Origin of the sequence: Streptomyces sp. NPDC041068 (genome assembly GCF_040647455.1) — a bacterium.
In the GTDB taxonomy this organism is placed as follows: domain Bacteria; phylum Actinomycetota; class Actinomycetes; order Streptomycetales; family Streptomycetaceae; genus Streptomyces.
On record NZ_JBEZCG010000012.1, the window covers coordinates 301086 to 313231 of the forward strand.

Annotated in this window: 12 protein-coding genes; 8 read left to right on the plus strand and 4 right to left on the minus strand. The window is 72.0% G+C overall.

Annotated elements, in window-relative coordinates; genetic code table 11:
- Positions 1–4 precede the first annotated feature (4 nt).
- On the minus strand, positions 5–586 hold the full coding sequence (locus tag AB0B50_RS27980) for a TetR/AcrR family transcriptional regulator (RefSeq protein ID WP_362337608.1): 582 nt from the start codon (positions 584–586) through the stop codon (positions 5–7).
- A 97-nt stretch (positions 587–683) separates the two neighbouring features.
- On the opposite strand from AB0B50_RS27980, the gene AB0B50_RS27985 reads away from it, so the two are divergent.
- From AB0B50_RS27985 to AB0B50_RS27995, 3 genes are all read left to right on the plus strand, one after another.
- Positions 684–1817 carry an alpha/beta hydrolase gene (locus AB0B50_RS27985; RefSeq protein WP_362337611.1) on the plus strand — a complete coding sequence of 378 codons (1134 nt, stop codon included), beginning with the start codon at positions 684–686 and terminating at the stop codon, positions 1815–1817.
- Positions 1818–1834: 17 nt separating this feature from the next.
- Positions 1835–2572 carry a hypothetical protein gene (locus AB0B50_RS27990; RefSeq protein ID WP_362337614.1) on the plus strand — a complete coding sequence of 246 codons (738 nt, stop codon included), beginning with the start codon at positions 1835–1837 and terminating at the stop codon, positions 2570–2572.
- A gap of 102 nt (positions 2573–2674) precedes the next feature.
- Entirely contained in the window at positions 2675–3787 is a 1113-nt protein-coding gene (locus AB0B50_RS27995; RefSeq protein ID WP_362337617.1) for an ABC transporter substrate-binding protein, read from the plus strand.
- 18 nt (positions 3788–3805) lie between these two features.
- Here AB0B50_RS27995 and AB0B50_RS28000 read toward each other — a convergent pair whose 3' ends face one another.
- Entirely contained in the window at positions 3806–4459 is a 654-nt protein-coding gene (locus AB0B50_RS28000; protein ID WP_362337620.1) for a M23 family metallopeptidase, read from the minus strand.
- Between the two features lie 65 nt (positions 4460–4524).
- The gene (locus AB0B50_RS28005) at positions 4525–5469 is read right to left on the minus strand and encodes a beta-ketoacyl-ACP synthase III (RefSeq protein ID WP_362337622.1); all 945 of its coding nucleotides are present in this window, start codon (positions 5467–5469) and stop codon (positions 4525–4527) included.
- 115 nt (positions 5470–5584) lie between these two features.
- Here AB0B50_RS28005 and AB0B50_RS28010 point away from each other — a divergent pair, with 115 nt between their 5' ends.
- The 3 genes from AB0B50_RS28010 (at position 5585) to AB0B50_RS28020 (ending at position 8150) form a co-directional block, all read left to right on the plus strand.
- A complete protein-coding gene (locus tag AB0B50_RS28010) occupies positions 5585–6211 on the plus strand; it encodes a TetR/AcrR family transcriptional regulator (protein WP_362337625.1) in 627 nt (208 codons plus the stop codon).
- A gap of 105 nt (positions 6212–6316) precedes the next feature.
- The gene (locus AB0B50_RS28015) at positions 6317–6862 is read left to right on the plus strand and encodes a hypothetical protein (RefSeq protein WP_362337628.1); all 546 of its coding nucleotides are present in this window, start codon (positions 6317–6319) and stop codon (positions 6860–6862) included.
- A gap of 142 nt (positions 6863–7004) precedes the next feature.
- On the plus strand, positions 7005–8150 hold the full coding sequence (locus AB0B50_RS28020; RefSeq protein ID WP_362337631.1) for a hypothetical protein: 1146 nt from the start codon (positions 7005–7007) through the stop codon (positions 8148–8150).
- 41 nt (positions 8151–8191) lie between these two features.
- Here the strand turns inward: AB0B50_RS28020 and AB0B50_RS28025 are convergent, their stop codons facing one another.
- A complete protein-coding gene (locus tag AB0B50_RS28025; RefSeq protein WP_362337806.1) occupies positions 8192–9763 on the minus strand; it encodes a sigma-70 family RNA polymerase sigma factor in 1572 nt (523 codons plus the stop codon).
- A 299-nt stretch (positions 9764–10062) separates the two neighbouring features.
- Between AB0B50_RS28025 and AB0B50_RS28030 the strand changes: the two genes are divergently transcribed.
- The gene (locus AB0B50_RS28030) at positions 10063–10458 is read left to right on the plus strand and encodes a hypothetical protein (protein WP_362337634.1); all 396 of its coding nucleotides are present in this window, start codon (positions 10063–10065) and stop codon (positions 10456–10458) included.
- 161 nt (positions 10459–10619) lie between these two features.
- Complete coding sequence (locus tag AB0B50_RS28035; RefSeq protein WP_362337637.1) at positions 10620–12047, plus strand: MFS transporter; 1428 nt, start codon at positions 10620–10622, stop codon at positions 12045–12047.
- Positions 12048–12146 lie beyond the last annotated feature (99 nt).

Consider the following 12146-nt stretch of genomic DNA (forward strand, 5'->3'; position numbering starts at 1 on the left):
CTGTTCAGGTCGCGAGCTGGGCGGCCGCCCCGTACACCGTGTCCAGAAGGCCGTTGACGAAGCCGTCGAGGTCGTCGAGTCCGGCGGCCGCCTGGGTGGCGGGACCTGCGGCCACCAGGTGGGGGAGCGCGGCATGCAGGGCCAGCGTGACGGTGGCGGCGCGTTGCGGGGTCACGGGCAGGCCCGCGCTGCGCTGGGCGTGCTCGAAGTATGCGAAGTCGGCGGCCGCGAAGGCGTCGAGTGGCTCCGCGAGCCACGGGGTTCGCGTCGCCTCGCGCTGCAACTCCAGCAGAGCGAGCACCCGCACGCGGCCGGGCCCCACGACGTGCTCCAGGAGCGTGCGCAGCAGGGTGGTCAGGCCCTCCCGGTCGACGGGCGTGGGTCTGGGGATCGCCTTGTACAGCTCGATGATGCGCTCCGTGCCGGCTCGCAACAGCGCGTCCCTGGTGGGGAAGTAGTTCTTGGTGGTGCCCAGTGGCACATCCGCGACGGCGTCGACGGCCCGGTGCGTCAGGCCCCGGCTGCCGGATTCCGCCAGTACGTCGATGGCCGCGTCGCCCAGTCGATCCCGTCTTTCCTGATTCACGTATTCAAACTACCCCATCCGTGGTACCACAGATGGGGTAGTTCGGATGAGGCGTCGAGTCGGATGTCGAGTCGGATGTCGAGGGGGAGTGGTTCCGGTGGCTGTGGGCTATCTGGCGACCGTGGTGCTGGCCGCGCTGATCGTGGTGTTCTGCCTGGTTCGGATCCGTGGGCCGAAGCCGCTCTTCTACTTCAGCTACCGGCTCGGTCTGGTCTTCAACGAGATGCCGTTCGTCGTCATCTACGCGCTGGTGGCGTCGACGGCGCTGGCTTTCGTGGAGGGTGACATCGCCACGGTCGCCGACCGGGTGGCCGTCGGTCTGGCCGCGGCCTCGGTCGTCGGGCTCGTGGTGGTCGCCCGGCGCGGGATGCGGACGGCGTCCGTGGTCGGGCTCGCCCTGGACGAGGCGCTCGGCGTCGGTACGGGCGCGCGCCGCCGCCCGCCGCTGGCGCGCATTCTGCTCAGGCCCATGTTCCGCCGCCGTCGTGACGTCAGGCGGGTGGGCAACCTCAGCTACGGGGACGCGGGCCGCCGCAACCTCCTCGACGTGTACCACCACCGCTCGCGCCCCGAGGGCGGCCCCGTGCTGATCCACTTCCATGGCGGCCACTACGACCAAGGCCGGAAGAACACCCAGTCGCTGCCCCTGCTGTACCGCCTCGCGAGCCGCGGCTGGGTCTGCGTCAGCGCCAACTACCGTCTAAGCCCTGCCTTTTCGCACCCCGACCATCTGATCGACGCGAAGAAGGTCATCGCCTGGGTGCGCGAGCACGCCAAGGAGTACGGGGCGGACCCCGCGGCGGCCGTGTTCGTGTCGGGGAGCTCCGCCGGCGGCCACATGGCGGCGCTCGCCGCCCTCACCCCCAACGAACCCGCCCATCAGCCCGGGTTCGAGGAGGCGGACACCTCGGTGACCGCCGCCATCGTGCTCAACGGCTGGCTCGGGGCGTACTTCGACGAGGACCCGGCGACCTCCCCGGTGAACCTCGTCCGGGCGGACGCGCCACCGTTCCTCGTCGCGCACGGCGACCTGGACGAGCTGGTGGACACCGAGAACCCGAAGGCCCTCGTCACCGCCCTGAGCTCCGTCTCCACCTCGCCGGTCGTGTACGCCGAACTCCCGGGCGGACACCACGCCTTCGACCTCTTCCACTCCTTCCGTTTCGAGGCGGTCATCGACGGCATCGAGGAGTTCGCCGCGTGGGTGCGGGTGGGGAAGAGGGAGATCTAGGGGACAGCGTCACGGCCGTGACCATCAACTCTCGTACGAACACCGCGAACTCCGGCTCCGGCTTCGGCTCCGACGCGGGCTCCGGCTCCGACTCGGGCTCGGACTCGACCGAGGGCGCTGTCAGGGTCGAGTCCGGGCAGGGGCGCGTCGCTCGGCTCGTCAGCGACATCGTCGCCCTGATGACGCCCGTCCTGACGTTCGCGGTCCCGGTGGTACTCGTCCGGGCCGACGCGGTGGGCGAGGGGTTTCTCTTCCTCAACCTGTTCTCACCGTTTGTGAGCTGTCTCGTGGCGGCCTACGCCCCCATGGGGTGGCACGCGCGTTTGCACGAGGGTGACCTGCTCTCCGCCCGCACCCTCACTGGACGGCGCACCGTCGACCTCTCCCGGCTCACCAAGGTCGGTCGGCTCGAAGTGCCGGGCCAGACCCGGACCGACGACCGGCTGATCCTGACCGACGCGCACGGCGTGCGGCTCATCCTGAACAACCTGGCGGGCGGCAAGGACACCGTCGACGGGCTGGTCCGCCGCGCGCTGCTCGCGAGGCCGCAGGGCGCGGGAGTGGTGGTGTCGGACCGCGCCGCCGAACGTCTCGACCTGCAGGCGGAAGTGACCCGGCCGCATGGCCGCCTCAAGGCAGGCCGGAAGGTCCGCGAGGGATTCATCGGGTTCGTGCCGCTGCTGTCCCTGTTCGTGGTGGCGCCGGTCACCTTCGGCCTCTGCGTCCTGGCCTGGCTGCTCGCCGCCGCCAACTGAGCCGGATATTCGGTTGCTTGACGGCGGGGCGGCCGATGCAATGTCCGGCATGATCGGCCAGGTGCGCCCGGCATGGAATCGGTACACGGGAGACGCCCACGTATGAGTACGTCACCATCGGAAGCCGGCGCGGAGCGGCCTGGCGCGGCACCCGTCCGGATCGGCGCTCTCGTCCCGCTGAGCCGCCCCGGCTGGGTCGAGGCCGGTCAGCATCTGCTCGCCGGGCTCGAGTTGGCCGTTCGGGACGTCGACGACGGCGGCGGGATCGGCGGAAGGCCGCTCGAACTGGTCGTCCGGGACACCGCGGCCGACCCCGAGAAGGCCGCGGCGGCTGTGGGCGAACTGGCCGAGCTGGGTGTGGCTGCTGTGGTGGGGGAGTATCACAGCGTCGTCGCACGCGCCGCCGCCGCCAGGGCCGATGCCCTCGGGCTGCCGTACCTCTGCTCGTCGGCCGTTATCGACGCGCTCACCGCGCATCCGACGGAATGGGTCGCGCGCCTCGCCCCGGCTCAGTCCCGCGGCTGGCAGCTGTACGCGGACTTCCTCCTCGGCGCGGGGCACAACCGTGTCGCCGTGGCCGCACAGCCGAGCGTCTACTGGGCGACAGGGACCCGCATTCTGCGGGACTACCTCACTCCACGCGGCGGCACCGTCATCGAACTCGACATGGGTGCGTCCAGCGCCACGGCCGTGGCGGAAGAACTCGTCGCCCATCGCGCGACGGCCCTCCTGCTCCTGGTCGGCTTCCCGGATCCGGCCGTGCCGATCGTCCGGGCGGTCCGCCGTGACCAGCGCCTCGCCGACGTCCTGATCGGTGCTCCTGCCGGGCAACCGGAGTTCGCCGAGTGGGCGGCGTTGCTGGGGGACGACGGGGCGGGGGTCCCGTTCCTGCGCTATCGGCCCGAGCGCCTCACCCCGCTCGGGGCGCGAGTCGAGAAGGCCCTGCGCGAGCGGCTTGGCCAGGTGCCCTCCTTCGTCGGCTTCGAGGGGTACGACACCGTCGCCGTCCTCGCCGAAGCGCTGCGCGCCCACGGCACGGACCGGCCACGCATCGCCGAGTTCTGGCCGCGCGTCGCGGTCGAAGGCACCCGCGGGGAGATCCAGTTCTCGCGTACGCCGGGCATCGGCGTGTGGCAGTGGGCCTGGCCGCCCATCCAGGTCGTCGACCGGGATCCGGCGGAGCCTGATCGCTTCCGGGTTCTGCACGCGGGCTGAGCGCCCCGTACCCCGGTCTCACCAGAGGCGGGCGCCCCGCCGAGCCAGGTAGCGGACGGGATTGACGTCCGATCCGTAGTGGCGCCGGGCCCGTATCTCCAGGTGGAGATGGGGCCCGGTGGCACGTCCCGTGGCGCCGCTGCTGCCCAGCCAGGCCCCGGTGTGGACGCGGGCGCCCTTGCGGACGCCGATGCGGGAGAGGTGCGCGTACACCACGAAGTGTCCGTCCGGCATGCGGATGGTCACGGCGTTGCCGTACGCGCCCGACCAGCGGGCCAGCACCACGACTCCGCCGCCCACCGCGTACACGGCGGTGCCGCTGGGGACCGCGAGGTCGATGCCGGTGTGGTACCCGGCGAGCCAGTTGCCCCGTACGCCGTAGCGGGTGGTGACCCGATAGCGTCTGCGCAGCGGAAGGGCGCATCGTCCGGGAGGCCCGACCGGGGCGATGCCGCGGTCCGCGTCCTCGGGGATTTCCCCGTCGGCGTCGGCGAGCGCCGCCTCGAACTCGGGGTCGTAGGTGGCCGTGCAGGAGTCGTCGGACCCGCTGTCGGCCCGTGGCCCGGTCGCCCCCATGGAGAGGGCGCCGCCGGCCAGCAGCACCGCGGCCATGCCCAGTGCGTCACGTCGTGTGGTGCCCGCCTGGCGCGGGCTGTCTATGTCGTAACCCATCGCAGCCAGCAGACCGTTCGGCGCGAGTGAACGCACGCTGACTGCGCCATCCGGCGTACAAGGTCTCAGGGGCAGGCCACGACCTGCCCCGCCCAGGACAGGCCGCCGCCGAAGGCGAGCAGGAGGACCGGGGCGCCCGCGGGGACCTCTCGGCGTTCCGTCAGTTTGGAGAGGGCCAGGGGGACGGACGCGGCGGAGGTGTTGCCGGAGTCGACGACGTCCGTGGCGATCACCGTGTCCTCGGACAGGCCGAGTTGGCGGACGACCGCCTCGATGATGCGCAGGTTCGCCTGGTGGGTGACGACGCCCGCGAGGTCGGCGGGGGTGAGTCCGGCGCGGGCGCAGGCGTCGCGGGCGATCTCGGGCAGGTGGGCGGTGACCCAGCGGAAGACCGTCTGGCCTTCCTGGGCGAAGTGCGGGTGCCAGTCGCCCTGCAGGCGCACGGCGTTGCCTCGGGTGGGGTCCGAGCCCCAGGCCACCGGGCCGATGCCCGCCTGCTCGTCGGCGCTCACCACCGCGGCGCCCGCGCCGTCGCCGAGCAGGACGCAGGTGCTGCGGTCGGACCAGTCGGTGACGTCGGACATCTTCTCGGCGCCGATGACCAGCGCGTGCCGGGCGGCTCCGGCGCGTACGGCGTGGTCGGCGCCGGCGAGGGCGGTGGTGAAGCCCGCGCACCCGTTGTTGAGGTCGTAGGCGACCGCGGAGGGGATGCCGAGGCGGGCTGCGACCTGCGCGGCGGTGGACGGGCAGCGGTCCATCGCGGTGCAGGTCGCCACCGTGACCAGGCCGATGTCCGACGGCTGGAGTCCGGAGGCGGCCAGGGCCTTGCCCGCGGCGGCGGTGGCCAGGTCGGTCACCGACTCGTCCGGCGCGGCGATGCGGCGGGTGGCGATGCCGGTCCTGCGGCGGATCCACTCGTCGCTGGTGTCCACCAGGCCCGCCAGGTCGTCGTTGGTCAGGACGCGGGCGGGCTGGTAGTGGCCCAGGGCGGTGATGCGGGATCCGGACACGGCGATGCTCCTAGGTGAGAGGGACACGGCTGGGCTGAGCTGTCGCTGAGCCGTCCGGAATATAGCAACCGATCGGTCGGAAGCTAAATGGGTGGCGGTTGGTTACGATGACCGCATGAGCCCCCGTAAGTCCGTCGCCGAGGCCCGCAGGACGCGGGAGCGCATCGTGGACCGTGCCATCGCCCTCGCCTCCGTAGAAGGTCTTGAAGGGCTGACCATCGGCCGCCTCGCCACGGACCTCGGCATGAGCAAGGCCGGAATCCTCGGGCACTTCGGCACCAAGGAAACCCTCCAACTCGCCGCGCTCGACGGGGCGTCGGCGGTCTTCTCCCGGACCGTGTGGGAGCGGGCGCGGCACGAACAGCCGGGGCTGCCCCGGCTGCGGGCGGTGTGCGAGGCGTGGAGCTCGTATCTGGAGACCGAGCGGGAGATCTTTCCCGGCGGCTGCCTCTTCACCACCGCTGCCGTCGAGTTCGACGCGCGGCACGGCGCGCTGCGCGACGCGGTGGCCCGGCTGTTCAGGGTCTGGCGCCGACGTCTGGCCGGGGAGGTGCGCACCGCCGTCGAGGCCGGTGACCTGCCCGCCTCGACCGACCCCGACCAGGTCGCGTACGAACTGGGCGGCCTCTACCTCGCCCTGAATCAGGAGATCCAGCTCTTCGGCGACCCGGAAGCGGCGACCACGCGCACGCGAAAGGCCCTGGACAGGCTCCTGGCGAACACCGTCACGCCCACCGTGTGACGGTGAACAGCTGTGCGGCGGAGGCCAGTTGATGCCGCCCGAAAGAACACTGGATGTGCGGGTGCGCGGCCTCGGGGTCGTCGGGGTGGAGGGAGAGGGCGGATCGTGGATCAAGAGGCGGGTCGATGGGTGGGGCGACGGATGGACCAGGGCGTGGCGGTCGGCTTTCTGCGGATCGCCGCCGCCGAACGAGATCGCGTGGTCGGGCAGCGGCCCTCGGAGGCGCGACTCGTGCGGTTGGGGCTCGATGCCCTGCTGGCCGACGTCGAGTCGCCCTCGCTCGCGATGCTTGCCGGGCTCGGGCGCGACGAACTCGGTGAGGCGCGCGAGCTGTTCGACCTCGTCGTCGAGGAGCTGGGGCTCGTGCCGATCGCCGAAGGGGATCCGGCCGACGCCCGCTGGACCGTGGCGCGCTGGTGGGCGGGCCGCATCGTGGCGGGTGACCTCGATCCGGTCCGCGGAGCCGGGCTGATCCACGCGGAGGCCGCCGAACTCGGATACCCGGCCGCGCTGCAGACGATCGTCGACCTGGCCACGGAGATCATCGTCCAGGAAGAAGGCTTCGTCGTCCCGCAGCGGATGAGCGACGACATCGTCTCCGCCACACGGAACCATCTCCGCGATGGGGGTCACCGAACGGGCCGTGCTTGAATCGACCACGCCCCCTTGGTTCCGCGGCGGCGCACAACCCAAATATCCCTTATGGGGCAGCGGGTGCAGCCCAGTTGGCGCGGCGGGCGTGAGATGCGGATACGGTGCTGACGTGATGATCGAGAGGGAGGGGACCGGGACCATGCCTGGAACCGTGCTGCTCATCGCGGCCGCCCCGGTGGGCAAGGGGCGTCTCGTGGACGCGGCCTCCGTGCTTCCCGTCCTCGCGGCGGTGCCTCCGGAGACGCTCGCCGGGACGCCGACCGCCAGCATCGTGGAACTCGCGGACCCGCTGGACCCGCAGACCGTGCTCACCCGGCTGCGGGCCGCGGCCATGGCGCAGGGACCCCTGACCGTCTGCCTGATCGGACAGGTCCATCTCGACCGGCGCCAGCGGCAGTTGCACGTGGCGCTCGCCCGCACCACCACCGCGACGGTGCGGTACACCGGATTCCCCTGGCACTGGATCACGCAGGAGCTGCGGATCCGTCCCGCGGGCACCACCACGCTCCTCGTCGACCTGCACACCGACCAGGAGAGCTGGCAGCACCTCACCGAGCACCCCATCGACGCGGGCCCCGGCGTCGCGCTGTACGGCCGCATCGCCCCGCCGGCCCGGCGTCGTACGCCCGCGATCCCCTCGTACATGAAGGCGCTCGCGACGATACTTCGCAGCGGTCACAGACCGCCGCTGCTCCCACTCCACCAGCAGGCCGCCGCCCAGAGCGTCGAGGACGGCGCCCAGGACCTGCTGCCGGCCCGCGACCCCGGCGCGCCCTCGCCCGTCGTGCCCGGCCCGCACCACGCCCACCAACCGCAGCCCCCGGTCCAGGAATCGGCCCGGCAACCGGCCGAGCCGGCCGACCCGCACGCCGCGATCACCGCCGCCGTCGAAGCCGGGCGGCACGGTGAGGCCGCCGCCCTCGCGGCGTCGTGGGAACAGAACGCGCTGCGCACGCACGGCCCTGGCTCGAAGGAGGCCATCCACTGGATGGAGGTCCGCGCGGACCTGGCCAGGTTCGCCGGTGATCCGGCGCGCAGCTGCGAGACCTGGCTCGCGGTGGCCTCGGCCCGTCTCACCGCCGGTCAGGCCCCCGACTCCCCGGACGTGGAGGCCGCGGTGGACCGGGCCCATCACCTCTGGGACCGGGTCCGCGACCCCGACGCCGTGCGCGCCCTCGGCCCCGCCCTGGTCGCTCTGCGCCGCCAGGTCCCCGGCCGCCGCCGCGACACGCTGACGCTCGCGCAGCGGCGCCTGGAGCAGTTCCACAGCCAGCACGTCGGCTGATCGCGCGCCGCCCCGCCTCGGGGCGGCGGGGCCGCGGAGCCTCAGAGGGCGGTGCCGAACGCCTGCGTCCACCACGGGCCGCCCGACCCGTTGTGGATGCCCACGCCCATCTCCTTGAAGTCGCAGTTGAGGATGTTGGCGCGGTGCCCCGAGCTGTTCATCCACGAGTCCATCACCGAGGCCGGGGTCTGCTGCCCGCGCGCGATGTTCTCGCCGTACGTGCTCCAGCGGTAGCCCGCGGCCGTGATCCGGTCGCCGGGGTCCGTGCCGTCCGGGCTCGTGTGGTCGAAGTAGTCGCGGGCGGCCATGTCCTGGGAGTGCTTGGCGGCCGCGGTGGCGAGCTTGTCGTTGGAGCGGACCGGGCCGCACCCCGCCTTGGCGCGCTCGGCGTTGACCAGCGAGACGACCTGCTCGGCGGCGCCGCTCGGCTTCGGCGGCGCCGGGTCGGGCTTCTCGGGCTTCGGGGTCGGCTTCGGCTCGGGCTTCGCCTTGCTGGGGGTCGGGGAGGGCTTGGGCTTCTTCTTCTTGGTCTTGCTCGGGGTGGGCTTCGCGCTGGGGGACGCGGAGCGCGTGGGGGAGGGGGAGGCGCTCTTCGAGGCCGAGGGGCTGGTGGGGGAGGCCGGGGCCGCCGCGGTGGACGGTGCGCTCTCGTCCGTCTCCGGACCGGTGAGGAGATGGATCGCCGCGCCGCCCGTGACGAGGGCGACGACCGCTGCGGCCACCCCGGCCGTGCGGCGCTGACGCCGGGCGCGCTCGCGGCGGGCCTGCGCCCGTGCGGAGATCGGCGCCCCGCCGCCGTGACCGGAGGAGGGGAGGGAGGCGGCCGACCCGACGTTGACGAGGTCGGGCGGTGCGACCATGGCCGCGAGCGCGGCCCCCGCAGGCACCAGGCCAAGGCCCACGAGGAGACCCTCGGCGGGCACCAGGTTCGACCAGTGGCCCTCGCACGCCGAGCAGCCACGGGCATGCCGGGCCAGACGCTTGCGCCACAGCGCGGAGGGCACACCGTCCCAGCCCGCGGTGATCTGCCGCAAGCCCGCGCACGGCGGGTTGGCGGACAGGGCACGGACGACGACGCGGGCCGTCTCCAACTGAGCCTTCATCCGCTGCACCCGCACCGCCGCGTGCTGCGGGGACAGCTCGAGGGCGTCGGCGACCTCCGCCCGCGTCAGCTCGCCCGCGGACTCCAGCCACCACAGCGAAAGGAGCGCCCGGTCGTCCTCGTCCAGCCAGCGGGTGGCCTCGGCGGTCTCCCTGCGCTGCCCGGAGAGCCCGAGGCGGGCGATGGTCAGGTCCACGAAGTCCGCGCCCGGATCCACCACGTCGTACGCGTCCACGAGACCGCCACCGGCGGGTATCGCACCGGAGGTGCGCTCGCGCCAGTGGCCGCGTATCTGGTTCATGGTGATGGCGACCAGCCAGCTGCGGAACTTCTCCGGGCCGCGCAGCCCGTCCAGGCCGCCGAGCACGCGGAGCATGGTCTCCTGCACCACGTCGTCCACGTCGGCATGGCCGTTCATGGCCCGCCCGACGATGTTGTAGACCAGCGGCAGGTACTCCGCCACGAGCGCGTCCTGCGCCTGCTGGTTCCCGTCCTGCGCTGCCCTGATCATCGCGACTTGGCGTTCGCTGCTCACGCTGTGACCACTTTCTGTGTGGGGGGCTGTCTCCTGTGACAAAGAGGAGACGCGCGGCCAGGGCCCGGATAACAGAAACCGGCCGACTGCGTGCTGCCGCCTCCGGGAGTGCCCTCCCGCTGCCAGCGGCCGTCCACTATGCCGTGCCGTCCGTCCGGCCCTCACACGGGGTGGCGGGCGCAGCCATCGCGGTGAACCGCCGAGCGAGTCCGCGAGACATGGCCCTTCACCGGGAAGAGCCGTAGCACTCGGACCCCCTGAACAAGGAGTCGCACATGCCTCGTCGTCTCGCCGCCACCGCCCTGACGGGCCTCCTGGCGGCCGCCTTCCTGACCCCGGCCGCGGCAGCGACCGCGGCCACCGCCGCCCCCGACCCCTGCGCCGCCGTCGAGGACCAAAGAGAGGCCGGGCTCTGCTACTTCGAGCTCGCCCAGACCATGGAGGACTGCTCGCCCGAGTGGAAGCGCGCCATGGCCAAGGTCCTGGCTTCAGGGGCCATCCAGTTCTTCGTGAACCCCTTGGAGCACTGCGGTCCCTGCGGTGGAGAGCGCACCGTAGGCCACGGAATCCTCTCGGGAAGCCACGGAAACCTCCCGGGAACCCACGGAAACCTCCCGGGAAGCCACGGAAACCTCTCGGGAACCCACGGAAATCTCCTGGCGAACTCTTGACGCCGCCGACAACCCGTTCTTAACCTCGCCCTGTAGTTCTTGCCGCGGCGTCGACCGCGGTGCTTTGGCAGGCACAGACAAAGACCACCTGTCGGTGGTTTCGTCGTGCCTGCTTTTTGTTGTCGTCGTGCCACCGGCGGGTCTTTCCCGAAGGCGGATTCATGGCACAACGTACGAGCGTCAGAGGCGTCGCCGACGTCGTTGCGCTCATCGACGGGCTCGGTGCGATAACCGGCCGGGCGCGCGTGATCTGGTTCCTCGTGTTCGGCGGGCTTTTTCTCGACGCCTATTCCAACGCCGCACTGAGCGCCGGGCTCGGCCCCATGACGACGCAGATGTCGCTCAGCAGCACCCAGATATCGATCCTGACGGCCACCGCGCCCGCGCTCGCGATCGTCTTCAACCCCGTGGGCGGCTGGCTCGCCACGCGGGTCGGCCGGGTGCCCCCGCTGCTCGTCGCCAAGGTCTTCGCCGTCGCGGGTGCCCTGCTCGCCGCGTTCGCCGGTGACTTCACCACGGTCTGGCTCGGCCGGGTCATGGTGGGCATCGCGTACGGCATCGACTTCGCGGTGGCGATGGCGCTGCTCGCCGAGTACACCCCCGCCAAGCTGGGCGGCCGGCTCAACCTGTGGCAGGCCGTCTGGTACACCGCCACCACCAGCAACCTCGCGCTTGCCCTGGTCTTCTTCCACCTCGACGTCGGCGACGACATCTGGCGCTGGTCCGTGGGCTCGGCCGCCGTGGTCGCCGCCGTGCTGCTCGTCCTGCAGTGGCTGAAGCTCGTCGAGAGCCCCGCCTGGCTCGCAGGAAGGGGCCGCCTCGACGACGCGGTGCGGGGCCTGGACCGGATCTACGGCATCAAGGCGCAGGTCGGGAAGCCCGAGGGGGACGGGCGTGCCGAGGCCGTGGCGCCCGCGATCGGGATGCGGCAGGCCGGGCTGCTCTTCAAGGGCGAGTACCTGCCGCGCACCGTGCTCTCCTCGGTGATCTCCCTGGCCCAGTCCATGCAGTACTTCGCCGTCGGCTGGTACCTGCCGGTGATCAGCCTCGCCATCTTCGGCGAGAGCTTCGAGAAGGCCACCATCGGCTCGATGGTCTTCAACGCCTTCGGCATCATCGGCGGACTCGTCTCCGCCTACTTCGGCCGCAGACTCGGTCTCCGGCTCAGCTCGGCCGTCGGCTTCGCGGGTGTGTTCGTCGCCCTGATCGCCATGGGCCTGACCTTCGGCAGGATCCCCCTCGCCGTGGCGTTCCTGCTGCCCGTCGTGTTCATCCTCTGCCACTCCGCGGGGCCCGGCGCCAACGGCAAGTCCATCGCCGCACTCTCGTACCGGAGCGACGTACGCGCACTCGGCACCGGCGTCACCGGCATGGTCGGCAGCTTCGGCAGCGTCGCCGGGCTCTACCTCTTCCCGCAGATCAAGGACGCGCTCGGGCTCGGCCACACCTTCCTCGCGCTCTCCGTCGTCCCGCTGCTCGGCCTGATCACCTGCCTGGTCATCAAATGGGACCCCACCAAGGCCGCCTCGCCCGACGAGAGCGCGACCGCCGCCGCCCCGACACCCGACAGGGCCCCGGCCGCGCCCTGACCGACGAAGGCCCCCGCGCGCCCCACGATGGTCCCGCTCCCCGAGCCCTTACTGACCCGAGCCCTTACTGACCCGAGCCCGCACTGACCCGAGCCCGCA

Coding starts and splice junctions, on each gene's coding strand:
- AB0B50_RS28030 (WP_362337634.1), top strand. CDS start 10,063: ATGCCTCGTCGTCTCGCCGCCACCGCCCTGACGGGCCTCCTGGCGGCC.
- AB0B50_RS28000 (WP_362337620.1), bottom strand. CDS start 4,459: ATGGGTTACGACATAGACAGCCCGCGCCAGGCGGGCACCACACGACGT.
- AB0B50_RS28035 (WP_362337637.1), top strand. CDS start 10,620: ATGGCACAACGTACGAGCGTCAGAGGCGTCGCCGACGTCGTTGCGCTC.
- AB0B50_RS28025 (WP_362337806.1), bottom strand. CDS start 9,763: ATGATCAGGGCAGCGCAGGACGGGAACCAGCAGGCGCAGGACGCGCTC.
- AB0B50_RS27995 (WP_362337617.1), top strand. CDS start 2,675: ATGAGTACGTCACCATCGGAAGCCGGCGCGGAGCGGCCTGGCGCGGCA.
- AB0B50_RS28020 (WP_362337631.1), top strand. CDS start 7,005: ATGCCTGGAACCGTGCTGCTCATCGCGGCCGCCCCGGTGGGCAAGGGG.
- AB0B50_RS28010 (WP_362337625.1), top strand. CDS start 5,585: ATGAGCCCCCGTAAGTCCGTCGCCGAGGCCCGCAGGACGCGGGAGCGC.